This is a genomic window from Thermotomaculum hydrothermale, assembly GCF_016592575.1.
Classification (GTDB): domain Bacteria; phylum Acidobacteriota; class Holophagae; order Thermotomaculales; family Thermotomaculaceae; genus Thermotomaculum; species Thermotomaculum hydrothermale.
In genome coordinates, this window is sequence record NZ_AP017470.1 from 1,142,913 (window position 1) to 1,161,150 (window position 18,238).

Annotated in this window: 15 protein-coding genes, 1 tRNA gene and 1 other RNA gene; 7 read left to right on the top strand and 10 right to left on the bottom strand. The window is 33.2% G+C overall.

The window, feature by feature from the left end; translation table 11 throughout:
* Positions 1-9: 9 nt before the first annotated feature.
* Together TTHT_RS05240 and rpoD are read right to left on the bottom strand one after the other, a co-directional pair.
* Positions 10-453: a CBS domain-containing protein gene (locus TTHT_RS05240; RefSeq protein ID WP_201328983.1), complete on the bottom strand. Its 444-nt coding sequence runs from the start codon at positions 451-453 to the stop codon at positions 10-12.
* A gap of 225 nt (positions 454-678) precedes the next feature.
* On the bottom strand, positions 679-2,358 hold the full coding sequence (gene rpoD / locus TTHT_RS10975) for an RNA polymerase sigma factor RpoD (protein WP_201328984.1): 1,680 nt from the start codon (positions 2,356-2,358) through the stop codon (positions 679-681).
* Positions 2,359-2,525: 167 nt separating this feature from the next.
* Here rpoD and cdaA point away from each other — a divergent pair, with 167 nt between their 5' ends.
* The 6 genes from cdaA to TTHT_RS05275 all read left to right on the top strand — a co-directional run bounded on the left by cdaA (position 2,526) and on the right by TTHT_RS05275 (position 7,617).
* Positions 2,526-3,353 (top strand): diadenylate cyclase CdaA, encoded by an 828-nt coding sequence (gene cdaA, locus TTHT_RS05250; protein ID WP_201328985.1) that lies wholly within the window; start codon positions 2,526-2,528, stop codon positions 3,351-3,353.
* Complete coding sequence (locus tag TTHT_RS05255; RefSeq protein WP_201328986.1) at positions 3,350-4,303, top strand: CdaR family protein; 954 nt, start codon at positions 3,350-3,352, stop codon at positions 4,301-4,303. The genes cdaA and TTHT_RS05255 overlap by 4 nt, the downstream gene beginning before the upstream one ends.
* Positions 4,300-5,571 (top strand): phosphohexomutase domain-containing protein, encoded by a 1,272-nt coding sequence (locus tag TTHT_RS05260; RefSeq protein ID WP_201328987.1) that lies wholly within the window; start codon positions 4,300-4,302, stop codon positions 5,569-5,571. The genes TTHT_RS05255 and TTHT_RS05260 overlap by 4 nt, the downstream gene beginning before the upstream one ends.
* 14 nt (positions 5,572-5,585) lie before the next feature.
* On the top strand, positions 5,586-6,308 hold the full coding sequence (locus TTHT_RS05265; RefSeq protein WP_201328988.1) for a pyridoxine 5'-phosphate synthase: 723 nt from the start codon (positions 5,586-5,588) through the stop codon (positions 6,306-6,308).
* Positions 6,309-7,226, top strand: coding sequence for a hypothetical protein (locus TTHT_RS05270; protein WP_201328989.1), 918 nt, complete (start codon positions 6,309-6,311; stop codon positions 7,224-7,226).
* 103 nt (positions 7,227-7,329) lie between these two features.
* Positions 7,330-7,617 carry an HU family DNA-binding protein gene (locus tag TTHT_RS05275; RefSeq protein ID WP_269089408.1) on the top strand — a complete coding sequence of 96 codons (288 nt, stop codon included), beginning with the start codon at positions 7,330-7,332 and terminating at the stop codon, positions 7,615-7,617.
* Positions 7,618-7,687: 70 nt separating this feature from the next.
* On the opposite strand, the gene TTHT_RS05280 is transcribed toward TTHT_RS05275, so the two are convergent.
* The 5 genes from TTHT_RS05280 to TTHT_RS05300 all read right to left on the bottom strand — a co-directional run bounded on the left by TTHT_RS05280 (position 7,688) and on the right by TTHT_RS05300 (position 10,520).
* On the bottom strand, positions 7,688-7,984 hold the full coding sequence (locus tag TTHT_RS05280; protein WP_201328991.1) for a YbaB/EbfC family nucleoid-associated protein: 297 nt from the start codon (positions 7,982-7,984) through the stop codon (positions 7,688-7,690).
* Positions 7,985-7,995: 11 nt separating this feature from the next.
* Positions 7,996-9,522 carry a DNA polymerase III subunit gamma/tau gene (dnaX, locus tag TTHT_RS05285; protein WP_201328992.1) on the bottom strand — a complete coding sequence of 509 codons (1,527 nt, stop codon included), beginning with the start codon at positions 9,520-9,522 and terminating at the stop codon, positions 7,996-7,998.
* Between the two features lie 26 nt (positions 9,523-9,548).
* An RNA gene (gene ffs, locus TTHT_RS05290) (signal recognition particle sRNA small type) lies at positions 9,549-9,646 on the bottom strand.
* Positions 9,647-9,670: 24 nt separating this feature from the next.
* A tRNA-Ser gene (locus TTHT_RS05295) sits at positions 9,671-9,758 on the bottom strand.
* A 69-nt stretch (positions 9,759-9,827) separates the two neighbouring features.
* Positions 9,828-10,520, bottom strand: a complete 693-nt coding sequence (locus tag TTHT_RS05300; protein ID WP_201328993.1) for an adenine nucleotide alpha hydrolase family protein — start codon at positions 10,518-10,520, stop codon at positions 9,828-9,830.
* A gap of 85 nt (positions 10,521-10,605) precedes the next feature.
* Here TTHT_RS05300 and TTHT_RS05305 point away from each other — a divergent pair, with 85 nt between their 5' ends.
* Positions 10,606-12,279 carry an ABC-ATPase domain-containing protein gene (locus TTHT_RS05305; protein WP_201328994.1) on the top strand — a complete coding sequence of 558 codons (1,674 nt, stop codon included), beginning with the start codon at positions 10,606-10,608 and terminating at the stop codon, positions 12,277-12,279.
* A 35-nt stretch (positions 12,280-12,314) separates the two neighbouring features.
* Here TTHT_RS05305 and TTHT_RS05310 read toward each other — a convergent pair whose 3' ends face one another.
* The 3 genes from TTHT_RS05310 to TTHT_RS05320 all read right to left on the bottom strand — a co-directional run bounded on the left by TTHT_RS05310 (position 12,315) and on the right by TTHT_RS05320 (position 18,237).
* On the bottom strand, positions 12,315-14,015 hold the full coding sequence (locus TTHT_RS05310; RefSeq protein ID WP_201328995.1) for a thioredoxin fold domain-containing protein: 1,701 nt from the start codon (positions 14,013-14,015) through the stop codon (positions 12,315-12,317).
* 109 nt (positions 14,016-14,124) lie between these two features.
* Positions 14,125-15,285, bottom strand: a complete 1,161-nt coding sequence (locus TTHT_RS05315; RefSeq protein WP_201328996.1) for an iron-containing alcohol dehydrogenase — start codon at positions 15,283-15,285, stop codon at positions 14,125-14,127.
* 9 nt (positions 15,286-15,294) lie between these two features.
* Positions 15,295-18,237, bottom strand: a complete 2,943-nt coding sequence (locus tag TTHT_RS05320) for a PEP/pyruvate-binding domain-containing protein (protein WP_201328997.1) — start codon at positions 18,235-18,237, stop codon at positions 15,295-15,297.
* Between the last annotated feature and the right edge of the window lies 1 nt (position 18,238).

Below are 18,238 nucleotides of genomic sequence, written 5' to 3' on the forward strand. Positions count from 1 at the left end.
TAATAAAAATCAGGTTTGAAGATTGCCCTGAATATAATTGTGCAGGTGTTCTATTTCAATCTTTCTGTCTTCTAAAACAGTAACCATAATATCACCACTGGTAATAAGGCCAATCAATTTTCCTTTATCAATCACAGGGATATGCCTTTTTCTTGCAGCGGTTATCATTCTTGAAACCTCTTCAATTGTGTCGTCTGGTGAGCAAACAAGCAAATCTTTGGTCATAAAATCATCCACTTTACTTTTATCAGGATCAACTCCGGCTGCACACACCTTAACTAAAACATCCCTTTCGGTAAAGATTCCCTTAATATCTTTCCCCTTTACAACCAGCACACTACCTACTTTATTTTCAGCCATTACTTTACTTGCATCTCTTATAGTTGTACCGCTTTCAACTGTAATCACCCCATCAACGGGTTTTCTTTTTAAAACATCTTTTACCTTTTTCATAAAATATCTCCTCCCTTCTTTTTCAATGAAACCTTATTTAAATTATAAGATTAGAAAAAAGTTTTTCAACTTAAAATATGGATTGTAACCAATTATAAAATTGCAGCTTACAGGTGGTTTTTCATTTTAATGAAACAAGAAAGGGTGAAGATTTAAAGTGTTATCTTAAAAATTGATACTGATTATCTATACAAAACACCTTAAATCCTCAACCCTGAATAACTATTACCTCATACCTTCAAGGAAGGCTTTTAGTTTTCTACTCCTCGATGGATGTCTGAGCTTTCTTAACGCCTTTGATTCAATCTGCCTGATTCTTTCCCTTGTTACTGCAAATAATTGCCCAACTTCCTCAAGGGTGTGCTCACCATCTTCAGTTAAACCAAACCTCATTTCCAGCACTTTTGCTTCCCTCTCTGGAAGTGTTTTTAATACCTCTAAAACAGAGTTTTTAAGATCAAGATCAATTACATTATCAATGGGAGACACATTCTTTTCATCTTCAATAAAATCTCCAAGATGTGAATCTTCCTCTTCACCAATAGGAGTTTCAAGAGAAATTGGGTCCTGTGCAATTTTCATTATCTTTCTGATTTTGTCCACAGACATTTCCATTTTTAGAGCAATTTCTTCTGGAGAAGGTTCTCTCCCAAGCTCCTGGACAAGTTGTCTTGAAACCCTGATTACCTTATTAATTGTTTCAATCATGTGCACAGGAATCCTTATTGTTCTTGCCTGGTCTGCAATAGCCCTTGTAATAGCCTGCCTAATCCACCATGTTGCATATGTGGAAAACTTATACCCTCTTCTGTATTCAAATTTTTCTACCGCCTTCATTAAACCAATATTTCCTTCCTGGATTAAGTCAAGAAACTGCAAACCTTTATTGGTGTACTTTTTAGCAATTGAAACAACGAGCCTTAAATTTGCTTCAATTAAAGCATTCTTGGCCTTTTCAGTTCTATTTTCCCCCTCTTTTAAAAGTTTGTAATTTTTATCAAAAATTTCAAGGGTTGTGCCTAACTCATTTAACCTTTTATTTAATTTCCCCTCAAGCTCAACCAATTCTTTTGTCAACTTAGGTCTTAATTTTTCATATGCAGGCTTTTCAAGTTTTTCTTTTATCTCTTTTATTCTTCTATTGTAGTTGTGAAGCTCTTTATGTGTTTCATTTACCATCTCAATAAGTTTGTGCATATGGTGAAAATTTAATTTTAATTTTCTTATTTCCCTTGAAACCCTTACCTTTTGCCTGTTAATTTGAGAAAAGAGCTTTTTCCTTTCCTCTTCGTCAACAGTATCATTATACTTTTGTATTAAACTTTGAAGTTTACCTTCCTCTACTCTAATATTTCTGAAAATCTGCAAAGCAAAATTTAGTGCCTCATTATCCTCACCAAAAGCATCATCGTCTAAACCTATTACTTCTTTAAGGTGGAATGGCTTTTCTTCAATTAACTCTCCTAATTTTAACAAGTAGGGAACAACAACCCTCATTCTTGACAGGGCTTTTAAGGTAGTTTTCATTCCAGCTTCAATTTCTTTTGCATAATAAATTTCCTCTTCCCTTGTTAAAAGAGGCACATTGCCCATTTCCTTGAGGTAAAGCCTTACAGGGTCATTTACCCTGTCAACTTCTCCCGGAGCAAAGGTTTTATGTTCAATATCTTCTTCAGTTTCTTCGTTCTCTTCTACCTCGTCTAATTCACCTGTACCATAATAATCACCATCTTCCTTTTCAAAATCAACCAAATCAACTCCACCAGCTTTAATATCCCCTATTAATTTATCAATCTCCTCAATTGTTGCATCAGGGTCAAGCATACTATTTAATTCATCAAATGAGATTGACCCCTTACTTATGGCGTATTCTTTAATGTGTGAGTACTTGCTGTTTTTTGCCAATTTTACCCCCCCCTAATATTTTAAAATCCAAAAGGTATTTATACCATAAAAGTTTCTATGCACAAATAAGAATATATACAGGTAATTTGAATTTGCAATTTTTTTTTAAAGAATATGTTTTAATTTGTTAAAATTTCTATGGATATACTTTTTATTTCAGAGGTTTTATGGAAATTTTAAACATTGAAGCAATAAGGATTCCTACAATTACTGATATTATAGACATCGTTATTCTTGCTTATATCATCTATAAACTCCTTGTCCTTATAAAAGGGACAAGGGCAATGCAAATGATTGCAGGCATTGCCTTACTATTCTTTGCAAGTTTTCTCTCTGGTGTTTTTCATTTAAACACATTAAAGACTGTGATTGATTCAACAATCAGCTTTTTACCAATTGCGGTAATAGTTCTTTTTCAATATGAAATAAGAAAGATTCTCGCCAGGATGGGTACCTACTCTTTTATAAAAAATCACGAAAGTATAGAAGAGCATATAATAGAACAAATTTTAAAAGCAGCAAATATGCTTTCAAAGGAAAAAAAAGGTGGTTTAATTGTTATTGAAAGGGGACAGGGATTGGGACAGTATATTGAAACTGGTATAACAATTGACGCAAAAATCTCATTTGACCTTATTATAAATATTTTTGAGCCTAAAACAGCATTACACGATGGGGCAATAATTATCTCAAAAGGAAGAATTGCAGCGGCATCATGCCTTCTACCTCTATCTTCAAACCCACATTTGCCGCCTCACTTTGGAACAAGACATAGAGCAGGGATAGGAATTACAGAAGAAACAGACGCAATAGCTATTATTATTTCTGAAGAAACTGGAAAAATCTCTTTTGCTAAAAACGGTACTATTATGCATTACAAAGATAAATCTTTTGAAGGTATGAAAAACCATTTAATAGGGCTTTTAGAAATGGAAAATAAAAAAGGTTCTAAAAAGAATTTACTGGGAAAAATTAAGGAAGCGTTTAAAAAATGAAAAAAATAAAAATTTTTGAGTCAGACTGGTTTTTAAAAGTAATCTCGTTAATTATAGCCTTTACAATGTGGGCATACATAAGCGGACAAAAAACTCCAAAGATTATTGAAAAAAACTTCACAGCTCCTATTTACTTTGAAAATACTTCAGACAATATGATTTTAACCAGAGATGTTTTGTATGAAATTACCGTACAATTGAGAGGCCCCGAGACAATTATCAAAAAAATTAAATCTGAAGATGTTTATATAACAATAGATTTAAAAAATAAAAAATTCGGACTTCACTCAATTCCTTTAACCGAGGATCTTGTTCATAAACCTAATGGAGTTAAAGTAGTTAACATTATTCCAAATACAATACAGTTTAAAATTGAAAGAAAGGTTACAAGGCTTGTCCCCATAAAAGCAAACCTTGTGGGAGATTTACCAGATGACCTTGAAGTAAAAAAAATAATACTCTCACCTCCTACTGTGAAAGTTGAAGGACCCCAATCAGTGTTAGGAAAAATTCAATACTTTAAAACAGAGGTTATTGATATTAGCGACAAAATGAAAACTTTCGAAACAAGCACAGTGGTTATTCTAAATTCAAACTTTTTAAAATTGCTATCTGAGCCTAACATTAAAGTTAAAGTTATTATCGGGGAAAAAGACAGAGTTAAATTATTTAGAAATATTACAGTGACACTGGCAAACATAGGGAAACATACTGTATGGATAAACCCTAAAAAAGTAGCGGTTCAGGTTAAAGGGAGTAAGAAATTTGTTGATATGGTTTTAAGAAAAAATATAAAGGTTTTCGTTGACTGCAAAAATCTTAAACCAAATGAAAAAGACTATATTCTGACTCCGCAGGTAGACTATGTAGGTGCAAACAGCGAACAAATAAAGGAAAATGTAAAATTCAAAACAATACCATCACTTGTTAATGTCAGGGTTTTTAAATGAAAAAAATCTTTGGTACAGACGGAATCAGGGGAAAGGCAGGAGAATTCCCTATTACCCCTGAAAATATTTACAAATTAGGATACCTTTTTGTAAAAATAACCGGCTATAAAAATATTGCTATAGGCTGGGACACGAGAGAGTCCTCACTATGGATAGCAAACTCTTTAATCTCAGGAATAGAAAATGCAGGGGGGAAACCTGTAAATTTAGGTTGCATACCGACACCTGTTTTGTCTTTCTGCACATCAGACTCTTTTGACGGTGGTGTTATGATAACAGCCTCTCACAACCCTTACACTGATAACGGAATTAAATTTTTTAACTATAAAGGCGAAAAAATTAGCGATGAAGTAGAAAATGAAATTACAAAAGAATTTTATAACTTTTTAGGAGAAATAAAACTATCTGAAAAAATAAAAAACATACTATTTATTGAGGAAAAAATTGTAAAAACATACCTTTCCCATATAAAAAACAAAATAGATTTAAGCAAAATAATAAAAACCTACCCTGTTGATTGCGCAAACGGGGCAACTTCCCTTTTCATAGAACTTGCACAAAAAACTCTAAACATTAAACTTAATCCATACAACACCAACCCTGATGGAAAAAACATAAACCTAAAATGTGGAGCTGCACAACCTGATTTTATTAAAAAAGAAAGTTTTGCCTTTGACGGTGACGGTGACAGAATTATGGGAAAAGACTTAAATGGAAATATAATCAATGGGGATATAATCCTTATGTTTTTAGCTGATAAACTGAATTTAGATAAACTTGTGGGAACTGTAATGACAAATATGGCTGTTGAATCTTTCTGCAAAGAGAGAAAAATAGAATTTTACAGGACAAAGGTTGGTGATAGGTTTGTAAAAGAAAAAATGAATGAAACAAATGCCAAATTGGGAGGGGAAACATCAGGGCATATAATCTTAACTGATTTAAACTCAACAGGAGACAGCTTTGCTGTTTACCTTAAAATACTTGAACTTCTCAATACTTTTAAAATAGACATTAATGATTTAACTAAAAAATACAGATTATTTCCCCAGAAAGTAATAAATATCCCTGTAAAAGAAAAAAAACCTTTTGAACAAATAAAAGGCTTTAAAAAATTAATGGAAAAATGTGAAATAATACTGGGAGATAAAGGCAGGATTTTTCCGAGATATTCGGGAACTGAAAACCTGTTGAGGATTCTCATCGAATGTCAGGCTGAAGATAGAGTAAATGAAGCACAAAAAATAATAAAAAACTTTTTTAAATAATATTGGAGGTAAAAATGACTAAATTAGGCGTTAATATTGATCATATTGCCACAGTGAGGGAAGCAAGAAAAATAGATATACCAGACCCTGTTTATGCTGCTGTAATTGCCGAGCTTGCAGGAGCGGATGGAATAACTGTGCACTTAAGGGGAGATAGAAGACACATTAAAGAGAGAGATGTTGAATTGCTCTCAAAATTCATTAAAACAAGGCTGAACATTGAAATGGCAACCACCACTGAAATGTTTGAAATTGCCTGCAAAATCAAACCTTATAGCGTAACATTGGTACCTGAAAAAAAGGAAGAAGTAACAACTGAAGGAGGCCTTGATGTAATCCTTCACCAGTCTGTTTTAAAAACCCTTATTCCTGAATATAAATCACATAACATAAAGATTTCTATTTTTGTTGACCCAGATAATGAACAGATTAAAAGGTGTATAAAACTAAATGCAGATATAATTGAAATTAATACAGGTAAATATGCAGAAACTGAAGACGAAAGGGAAAGAGAATTAGAACTTGAGAAAATCAAAAATGCAGCAAGGTTTGCAGCAAAATCAGGATTGAAGGTTGCAGCAGGCCACGGGTTAAACTATAGAAATGTAAAACCAATCGCACAAATTCCTGAAATTGAAGAGTTAAATATAGGGCATGCAATTATAGCGAGAGCAATATTTGTAGGGCTTGATAAAGCTGTAAGAGAGATGAAGGAATTGATTAAAAAGGAGAAGTAAATGAGAAAAACGATTTTAGTTGTATTAACTCTACTGTTTGTAAATGCTATTTTTGCAGAAACAATATGCATAAAAGTAGATAACCCCTCACCTGCACTTTTTAAAAGCATTGCAAATGAATTAAAAGATTACTCTCAGAAATTATACAGGGTCGAGACCTTTAATATTGATAAAGCAACAAAAACAATCAAAGGGGAGAGATTATTTAAAGTTAAAAAAAGAAACAAAAAAAAGTTGTTGATAGGCACTCCAGTTGATGATTTCAGGAAAAAGCCTAAGTGGAAAAAAGAAAAAATTGAAATCACCGCAAAAATTGAAAAAAATGAAATATGCATCTCCGTTGATTTAACTGCTTATAATAAAAGAACGAGAAAATGGCACAAACTGAGAAGTGATAATTTACTTGAAGAACACATGGCATCATATATCCTTTCTAAAACATTAAAGGGAGAGACATTGTGGAGCATAGGAAATATCACTGTAGATGAGAATGGGATATCCAAAAAGATTTTAAATTTAACAAAATTCAAGGTTGATAGCGTAGATATATCAGTAGACCCATCAACTGGAATAAAAAGTGTCAATTTTAACCTATTAAAAGGAAATAACCTTGTTGTTTACAAAGTGTTAATGATTGGGGATATTCAAGATGTAAACTCTGCACTTAGCTTTTTTAAATCTCATTTCCTTGCCTATAATCCTATATCAAAAACCCCAAAAGTATACGATTATTACTGGGAATATGCAAAACATGGAGAGATTATGGACGGGATGCATAAATTACAGCTAATCACTGCATTGGGATACCCTGATAAAATTGTTAAAAAAAATAAAAATACCCAAATTTTTGTTTATAATTTTGACGGAAAAACATATAATTATACTCTTATAAAAAATGAATTGTCTCTTGGAGATTAATTTAAGATGAAAAAAATAAATTTTTTCTTGACAGTAAAGGAGTTTGCTAATAATATTAACCCGTAATTACATGTTTAAATCTCACAAGGAAACTTGTGAAATAATGAAGGAGGCTTTTATGAACAAAACTGATTTAGTAAATGCTGTTGCCGAGAAAACTGGTCTCTCAAAAGTCAAAGCTGCTGAAGCTGTTGATGGTGTTATCAGTGCTATTGGCGATACTTTGAAAAATGGGGACAAAGTATCTCTCGTTGGTTTTGGAACTTTTGAAGTTGTTGAAAGAGCAGCAAGAAAGGGAAGAAACCCTCAGACTGGAAAAGAAATTACCATCCCAGCTAAAAAGGTTGTTAGATTTAAACCTGGCAAAAAGCTTAAAGACCTTGTAAACTAAATTGAAGGGTTTGAGAAAATAAAAAGGGGGCTATAAAAGCCCCCTTTTTTTATATGAAAAAATAAAAAGACTAAAATAGCCCGGGGAATCCTAATCCACCTAATCCCTTCATTGATGATTCAACCTCTTCATCAACCTTTCTATAACCCTCTGATAAAGCTGCAACAATCAAATCTTCAAGCATCTCTTTGTCTTCAATAATTGAATCATCCTCAATCTTTAAAGACAATACCTCTTTATGCCCGTTCAACACAACCTTAACAGCACCACCTCCACTTGTTGCCTCTACCCTCAACTCTTCAAGTTTCTTCTGCAACATCTGTTGCATTTTTTTTGCCTGTTTCATTAAAAAATTAATATCTGCCATAATTCCTCCATTTATTTAATTATTCTTTCAATCCTTCCCTCAAACTCCTCCAATATTTTCTTTACAAGAGGATGATTTGCAATTTTTTCACTTTCTGACACGGGGTTATTGTTCCCCCCTGATATCTCAAGATTCAACTTTATCCTTTTTTGAAATTTAATATGAGCATTTCCCTCAATTGATTTAAAAACCTTGTTTTCTATTAACTCTTTCACTGAATTTGGCAAAGGGTGAAGGTTAACGGTTATTATATCTCCCTCTAAATCAAGTTTAGCTTTTCTTAAAATAGGGGCTATTTCTTCAAAATCTTCGAAACTCTTTCTTACAAAATTTAAAATATCATCACCTTTATCTGAATGATTTTCTTTCAATTGGTTTTCATCTAAATTTAAATTTTGCAATTTTTCACTTTCAGTTTTTGTAGTGGTTTTATTTATTAGTTTTTTTTTTGAAATCAACTCTGAAATTGGCATAACCTTTGAAGCAAAAACCATTTTAAACAGCAATAGTTCTACTGCTATACGAGGATTAAAGGATTCCCTTACAAACCTTTCATTTTGAAGGATAACATTAAGATATCTAATTACATCCTCAACTGAAAATTTTTTCTCCTTTAATTCTTCAGGGAAAAAGTCTTTGTCATTATTAACAATAGCATGTAAAAGGTTGTTAAAAAATTCTCCAAGCCTTAAAACAAACTTAACAAAATCTGTATTTCTCTCCTCTAATTTATCAAGAATGTCAACAATAGACTTTCTATCATCGTTTACAATTGCTTTAAATATTTTGAAAAATACTGTTGAATCAGGAACCCCAAGAACAATTGAAACATCTTCCTCCGTTATCTTTCCACCTGAAAAAGAAACAATCTGGTCAAGAAGGCTTTGAGCATCTCTCATACTTCCTTCTGAGGCGTCTACAATCAACTTTAAAGCACTTTCTTCAATGTCAATACCCTCTTTGTCGCAAATATCCTTTAAATGCCTGATAATTTGAACAGGGGGGATTTTCTTAAACTCAAAAATCTGACACCTTGAACGGATTGTTGCTGGGATCTTATGAGGTTCAGTTGTTGCAAGTATAAAAACCACATAGGAAGGCGGCTCTTCAATTGTTTTTAAAAGAGCGTTAAAAGCATGAGTTGAAAGCATGTGAACTTCATCAATTATAAAAACCCTGTACCTATCTCTAATAGGCGGGTATTGAACAATCTCTTTTAAATTCCTTATATCATCCACCCCTTTGTTTGACGCTGCATCTATCTCCATTACATCAATATCTCTTCCCTCTGCAATCTCTTTGCAGGCATCACATTCAAGGCAGGGTTCAACAGTTGGACCGTTTTTGCAATTCAAAGCCTTAGCATAAATCCTTGCAGTTGAGGTTTTCCCCGTTCCCCTTAAACCTGAAAAAATAAGTGAGTGGTGGATTCTTCCTTCAGCAATGGAGTTTTTCAGCGTTTGAATTACCGCTTCCTGGCCTATAACTTCATCAAAGGTGGCAGGTCTCCATTTCCTTGCAATAACGCTGTAACTCATATTCATCCTTTTATGAAATACTTTGCGGGAGTCTGGTTACCTGCGGCACACGGCAAATATCCTTAGTGCTGCTCCCGTCAGGGCCTGACACGGTTCGGATACCGCCGTTGCACAGGACCAGACCCCCGTAAAGTATTCCGTATAAAAATGGCGGAGAGGGCGGGATTCGAACCCGCGGTACCTTGCGGTACACACGATTTCCAGTCGTGCACCTTCGTCCACTCGGTCACCTCTCCTTAAAGTTTACAAAGAACAATCAAGCAGTAAAAAAGATACCATAAAATGAACAATTAGTAAACGGTAATTTACTCTCCGTAAAACTTATTTTCTTTAATTATTTCAAGTAAATTCTTGTACACACTTACCTCGTCGGTCTCCATTTTGTTTAAGAACTCTCTCACATCCTGCCTTACCCTGTTTTTTAACTCACACTTTATTTCAATATCCTTTAAAACCATTAAATTTGCATACCTTAAAATATCCTTTTTAAAAACAAAGGCAAAAGGCCTTACAACAAAGAATTTCCCGTTAAAGTAATTGCGACACAAAGGCATTGATTCCAACCTTTTATGATACAAAGCATTCCAGATAAAATTTTCTGCATAATCGTTTGCAATATGGCCAAAGGCAACAAATTTTATCCCTCTTCCCTCACAAAACTTAAAAACCTCTATCTTTCTCAACCTTGCACACAAACTGCAATTAAAGTTATCAAAGTCTTTTCTTTCAGGAAAAATATTTATAACATCGTCAAACCTAACCGGCTTTAAATCACCCTTCCCTAAAACAACATTCACCCCGTAAACCCTTCCTTCAAATTTTCTCAACTTATAGTATTCCTTCAAAAATGTATAGAGGGACAGGCTATCAAGCCCACCAGACACCCCGACAACAACATCCTTGCCTAAAAACCCGCACACCTTATCAACTTCAAGAATTGAATAAACAAACTTCTTAAAAATCCTCTTGTAAATACTTTGATTTTTTACATTCTCCATATCGCTAAAATTATAACCTATCTTAAACAAGAAAAAAATGTAATAAATAGAGTATAATTATAAAGACTAAAAAAAGGAGAGTGATATGGCAAATTCAAATAGATTAAAAGAAATTTTAAGAAGAATAAACGGAAGAGGATACAAGGCTTACAAAGACATTAAAGGAATTTATGAATTTACAAACTTTACCCTTGAGATAACCCATGTACAGGGAGACCCCTTTGCGTCCCCTTCAAGCCTGATTGCAACTATAAAATTAAACAACACCCAGTTAACAGAAGATACCTATAAAACAAAGGAAAGAAGAATAGCAACCTGCGATTTTTTAACAAGGTTGTTTGATAAAAACTGCAAAAGGTTAAGCAGGGGCTTGAGGGGCACAGGAAACAGCGGAATAATATCAATCCAAAAGTGCGGTCAGGAAATATTAGAAAGAAGTTCCGCTGTAATAGATACTGAAAATAAAGCCCTTGAATTCAGGTTTTACGCAGGCCTACCTGCAAGGGGGAGAAGTGTTTTAGGAAAGATTGCTGAGGAAATGTTTTTTAAAGAGATTGTTGACATTGTTTACTATTCCACACATTTTGACGACACAACTTACAACAATCTGCTAAAGCATATAAAAGTGTATGGGGATTACTGCTTTATTAAAAAATCATTAAAAGAAAAAAGACTTGTTGCATTTATCCCAAACGGAAGCATTTTGCCAAGGAGAAGCGGTATTGACGAGAGACCGCCTGAATTAAACAAGACAACTATCATTCCCTTTAAATCACCTGAAAGCCTTTTGGTTGAGTTTGATTTGCCTAACTATGGAAAGATACACGGTATGGGAATACCTGAGGGAGTAACCGTTATTACAGGCGGGGGATTTCACGGGAAATCAACCCTTTTAAAGGCAATTGAAAGGGGGATTTACGGGCACATCCCCGAGGATGGAAGAGAACTTGTTGCAACAGTTGAAAATGCTGTAAAAATAAGGGCAGAAGACGGCAGAAACATTGAAGGTGTTGACATTTCATTTTTTATAAAAGACCTTCCATTTAAAAAGGATACAAAAAACTTTTCAACAGAAAATGCAAGCGGTTCAACATCAATGGCGGCAAATATTGTTGAGGCTATTGAGTGTGGGGCAGAACTCTTTTTAATTGACGAAGACACATCAGCAACAAACTTTTTAATCAGGGATGAAAAAATAAGGGAAATAGTAAAAAAAGAGCCAATTACCCCCTATATTGATGTTGCAAAATCCCTTTACAAAGATTACGGTATCTCAACAATCATTATTACAGGGGGAAGCGGAGATTACTTTGATGTTGCCGACAGAGTAATTTTAATGGATGAATATTTGCCATACGATGTTACAGACAATGCTGTAAAACACAGAAATAGGTTTAACAAAAAAGCAAATATTGAGATAAAAAAAAGGGTTATTACCCTTCCCTCCCCCCAAAAGGGGAAAAGGGAAAAGATTGCTTCAAAGGGGAAAAACTCAATTCAATTCGGGAAAAGCAGTATAGATTTAAACCTTGTTGAACAGATTGCCGAAGCAAACCAGACTGAATTTATTGGCCTTGTATTAAGGTTTCTTTATATGGATAAAACAGAAAATCCAACAGTTGACAAAATTGAACACATTTTAAGCAAAATAGAAAAAGACGGCTTTGTTAAATACAAAAGCGGGAATTTAGCACTTGCAAGAAAATACGAAATAATGGCTGCAATCAATAGATTAAGGGGAATAAGAATCTCAAAATAAAAAAAGGGGCTTTTGCCCCTTTTTTACAATCTTCTCTATTTTTTCCCCTCAAATTTTTTTAATGTTTTTTCCATATCCTTTAAATATGCCTGCTTTCTCATTTCCTTTATATTCTTTGCCTTTTTAAGCAAATCAATTGCCTGTTTTTCAGTTTCAATAGCCTTGTTTCTTTCACCTTTTAAAAAATACAAATTGGCAAGAGTATCAAGGTAAAGGGGATGGTTATCATAAGAGATTGCCTTCTGACAAAGGGATATTAAGTAATCGTCTGAATACTTTGCCTCCACAAAATTCCAGCACATATTATTTATAAAATCTGCAATAGTATTCTTTTTCATCTTTTTTACAAGGCTTAATTTATTTAACACAAAATCTATAAAATGTTTTGAATCATCTATTCTATTTTCTTTCAAAAGAAAACTAATTACCAATTTTGAATAAACTTTTACTTCCAGATAGCTTCTTTCTCCATAGACAATTTTTTTGTAGGCTAAATCACACTCTTTTAATCTTTGCTTAAAAAAAGTTAAACACTCATTCTCAATACAACCTATTTGTTGACAATAATAAATTATAATCGGGCCAATCAAAGACTGTTTTGTTTTAAACATCTTTTTTATTCTGGAATCAAAATCAATAAGCTTTATCCCTATTTCTTTTACATCTTCAATTTTTTTCTCGTTTTTAGCCAACAATCCCAATTTACAGTATATAAAAGCAACAGAATTAATTTGATGACTACATTCAACTTTGGATAAATCTTTTGGTACAACATTTTCTAATCTTTCTAAAGTCTCAAAAACCCTTTTCTTTTCACCATTTGCATAAAGAATTTTTAAAGCATTGGCAAGTTGATTGGGATATTTTTCCAGCAATATTTTTAATGAAAAATCGGAAAAAAGTTTATCCGCATTATCAACTTTACCTTTGTATTGGTTAGACAAATCAAATAAATCAATAAGAACAAGATTCTCATATCTATCGGGAAGTGTTTCAGCAAATGATTTAATCTCTCTATAAAAAGTCATTATTTCTTGTTTATTTTTAGTATTCTTTCTATAACGATTTTTAAGTGCTGAAATAAAACTTAGCAATGCTTTGGTTTTCAATTTCAGATTTTTGGTATCTAAATTTTTAAAAATCTCATTAAAAACCTTAACAGATAAATCTAAATCCGAAACCCTTAAAGAATTGGCAAAATAATAAGCATCTTCAAAACTAACCCTATTGTTTTTTACAAGGTTTAAAATATTATCTTTTGAAATAAAAACCCCAGCCTTTGAGAGCCAGGATTTATAAAAATCAATATCTAACTGCACTCCCAAGGTGGAAATTATTCTTTTGCCATTTGAATCAAAGACTATTAAAGTTGGAACTTTTGTTACCTTATACTTTTCAAATAACTCTTTACCTAAATCTGTCGTTTCTTCAACATAAACAGGGATTAGGTCTTTTAAAACAAATTTAAAATCATCTCTCATAAAAACCTTATACTTTAATAATTCGCAGCCTCCACACATTTTACTTGCAAAAACAACAAAAAGCTTTCTATTTTCCTTCTTTGCTTTTTCTAAAGCTTTGTCAAAGCTTTGTTCTGTAAACCATTTTAGATTTCCCATCTCCTTAAATTCTGACACTTTTTTGTTTTGCGGCAATTTAGTTTTAACAGATTCTTTTTTACCGCAGGACACAAAAATAAAACTCATTATCAGAAACAAAACAAAAAACTTTTTCATAAACAACTCCTTACTAATCGGCTTTATACAAAAAAATTGTAAAATACGAACTTTAAAAATTAAAGTTAAAAAATTAAAAAAATTACATAAATAAATCAATTGTTAATTGTTAAAGTGCAAAGGTAAGGATTTTTTCTATATTTTCTTTTGAGTACTTATCTGTATCCATTGCCCAGAATTGCATTACTTCATAGGCTTTTTCTGCAATTTTTTCAATATCATTCTCTTTTATCCCTATTTCACCTAAACTAACAGGTGCACCGATTGATTTTAGCCAGTTTTTGAATGCTTCTATTGTATGATCAGGTTTATGATTTTCAAGTTTAAACAGGTTTTGCCCAAACCTTTTTAACAACTCTTCTTTTTCTTCTTTAACAAACCTCATCCATGCAGGCATTACAACTGCAAGCCCTGCACCGTGGGCAACATCAGGGAATAATCCGCTTATTGCGTGCTCTATTGCATGGTTTGGAAATTCACTTCTTCCAAGACCTGTTCTAATCAATCCATTAAATGCAACAGTTACAGACCACATATGATTTGCCCTGAAATTGTAATTATTTGGCTCATTTAAAATATTCTCGCAATTTTCCTTTAAAGATTTCAATACCCCATCTGCAACATTCAAAGAAAGGATATTGTATTCAGCAGTATGGTTAAAGTATGGCTCAACTATGTGGGAAATGGCATCAACAGTGCCGTAAACTATCTGCTCTTCAGGCAAGGTCATTGTGTAATTGGGATTTAGAAAAGATGCCTTTGGATATAAAACCTCTGCACCTGTTGAGAGTTTAAGGCCGTTTTCTTCGTTTGTGATTACTGATCCCATATTCATTTCAGATGCAGTCGCAGGCAAAGTTAAAACAGTAATTAAAGGCAATGCCTTTTCAGGAGTTTTCTCACCTGTATAAAAATTCCAGACATCAAAATCAACAACTGCACCAGCGGCAATTGCCTTTGATTCGTCAATAACACTTCCACCCCCTGCTGCAATTATAAAATCAACCTTTTCTTTTTTTGCCAACTCAATACCCTCTTTTGTATGGGAAAGCACAGGGTTTGGCCTTACGCCTGAAAATTCAACAAACTCTATCTCTGCTTTTTCAAGAGAGTTAACTATATCGTGGTATGCACCATTCTTTTTTATAGAGCCTTTGCCGTAAACAAGTAAAGCCTTTTTACCGTGTTTTTTAGCCTCATTTCCAAAGTATTTCATACATTTTTTACCAAAGTATACTTTAACAGGGTTAAAAAAAATAAAATCTCTCATAATCCCCCCTTAAACAGGCTTTTTTATAAGTCCTATCCCTTTTTTACCGTCTATTTTTGTAATAAAAGGCAAATCTGAAGAATAAACATCGAGGTATTTAGTTTTATTTAAAATATTCAATTTCTTTATAAAATCCCAGTCTAACCTCTGCTCTTTGTTCAAATGGTCAATGTAAAAGTACGCTATTTTTGAAGCAAGCATTTTCTGGAAAAAGTGATTTCCCTTTGAAGGTTCAACCCTGAAATCCTCTTTTGTGTATTCAACAATAACCTGTGCATTTGATATATCATTAAAATTAACAGGAATACCGTTTAGTGGATTGCTTGAGCCTAACCTTCCTGGAACAATTAAAATATAGTGTTCTCTATTTTCTTTAAATTCTGCATTTAGTTTTGCTATCTCATCTGCTATCTCAACTGTGTGCTTTCTATTAAATCTTTCAGGGGAAACAACAATAATGTGTCTCAAGTTGTTAAAAATTCCGTTTCCTAAAACCTCATTAGAAAAACAGAGGGAATTTTCAATTTCCTTTTTACCAATTAAAACCATTCCAATCCCGCTTCCAGACGCCAACGGCTTGTTTTGAAGAAGGAAGAATTGATGGTTTTTATCCCTGTTTAAATTAATTGCAAACTCTATCTCTGAAGCCTCTCCTATAGCCTCTGAAGAAATTGTAAGCAACTCAGAAATCAATTGAGAAAAGGGGAAAAACCTGTCTGAAAGAAAATGTTTAAAGGTTAACACCCTTTTCGCCCCAGGTTTTTCAAAGTCAGAAAGCATATTTTCCTCAGGTAAATAGTATTGAGAGACAAAATTTAAAGCCTCGTTTTTCTCAAATTTAGAAACCTTTAACCTCTCAAGGCCTGACAATTCTCCCTTTTTTGCATCAAATTCTGATTCCTCAAGATTAAGAGCATAAAAATACTTCTGACTATTCTTCAAACATTCTTCAGGGGTTACACAAACAGGATCAACTAAAGGATTTTTAGGAGAAATTCTTTTTATAAAATTTGACTCTTCAATTATTCTCCCAAGGCCAAATGCAAGGTAAACAACTCCATCTTCAGGTTTTAAACTTGAAACCGGATAGTAATTGTAACTTTGCGCAACGCCAGAAATTGTCGGGAAAAAGTATTTACCGTAATTTTTACCCACAACCTTTTGTATTAAAACAGCCATCTTTTCTTCGCCTAAATTATAATTTGTGTTTTTTATAAACTTTTTAGCTACCGAAGAAAAAACAGAAGCATAAACAAGTTTAATTGAGGCAATTAGATTAGCAAGCCTGTGCTCAAGTGTTTGCTCATTGTTTGCAAGCATATAGGTTTTGTAAACCCCTGCAAAAGACAGTGTTTGAGAATCTTCAAATATGGAAGAAGACCTGACAGCAATAGGCGTTTTTAATTTTTTTAATAGTTTAATAAGGTCTTTTTCCACCCCTTTAGGCAATTTTGCATTTAAAAACAGATATTTTATCTCTTCATCGCTTTCAATCTCAAAAGCCCTGTCCAATAACTTATTTTTATTCATAAAATCTTCGTAAATGTCAGTTGCAAGCACTGTTGAAAAGGGAACCTTTATGTCAACATCGGAAAATCTTTCTTCAAACCCTGTTTCAGATAACACAGCCTGAATAAAAGAAAGCCCCCTCGCCTTCCCCCCTAAAGATTCATCTCCTATTTTTACAAAAATGGTTGATTCTGCATCAGACAAAGCTTGTAAACTAATAACAGAACTTTGTTTTTTATGTTTAAGGAAATTTACTATTGTGTCTCTAAGGAATTTCTTTATCTCCATTGCATCTTTGAAATCTTCAATACTTTTAGGCCTTAAAACCTCTGCAATTTCAAACTGCGTTCTTGCCCTGAACCAGACTGAAAAGTGATTGTGAGATGCATGGTAAAGCACACTTTCGTCAGGTATATTTAAAATCTTTTCAGCAAACTCTTCTAAAGTCTTAGCCCTGTCAATTACCCTTCCATTTGGAAATTTAAAAACAAAATCCCCAAAACCAAAATCCTTAAGTATATACTTTCTCAGCTGCCCTACCATGTTTTTTGAATGTTTATGGAAAAAGTCAACGCCCAATTTTTTTGCTACTTTTTTATTTTCTAAATTTGAAGATTGCAGAATAACGCTTAAATCTTTAACCTCACTTTTTACCTTTTTTACTAACTCAAAACCTGCCTCCTTATCTAACCTTCCCCCCTTGGGATACTGAACATCTGAAATTATCCCTAAAAGATTTTTTTTATATTTTTCATAAATCTTGATTGCATCTTCAAAAGTCTCAGCAGTCAGAATTTTAGGCCTTGCCTTTACCCTAAAAATCACATCAGATTCGTTTATTGAATCTTTAATTATCTTTCTTGTCTGCTTTAAAATTTCTGTGTATATCAACGGAAGAAAAAATGAATAGTACCTTGGAGAATCCTCAACAACAAGGATAACATTAACCCCTAATTCTGTATCTCTGTCCGCATTCTTCTTATCTTCAATATATTTAATTATTGCAAGAAAAAGTTTTGAATCCCCCATCCAGTAAAAAATCTTATCTATGTATTTCTTCTCTCTTACAAGGATTAACACATCCTTTTCAACAGGGAAATAGGTTAAAAGTACAACCGGTAAATCATCTTTAATCTCTTTAACCTTTTTCCCAAATTCAATTGGGGTCATTTCAGAAAGCCTTGGCATTGTAATAACAAGATCATAACTATTATTCTTAAGAACAGACAGAGCCTCTTTTGCTGAAAACACCCTTGTTATTCTCGGGATATAGTGCAAATCCAATTCAAGAAAATCGTTAAAAATCCTCTTTGTTAATGCACCGTCTTCCTCAAGTATGTAAGCATCGTAAGGGGATGCAACAAGCAATACATCCTGAACATGATACTTCATCAGGTTGTAAAACTTGTCTGCCTTTGAAGAAAAATAATTCTTAAAAAACATA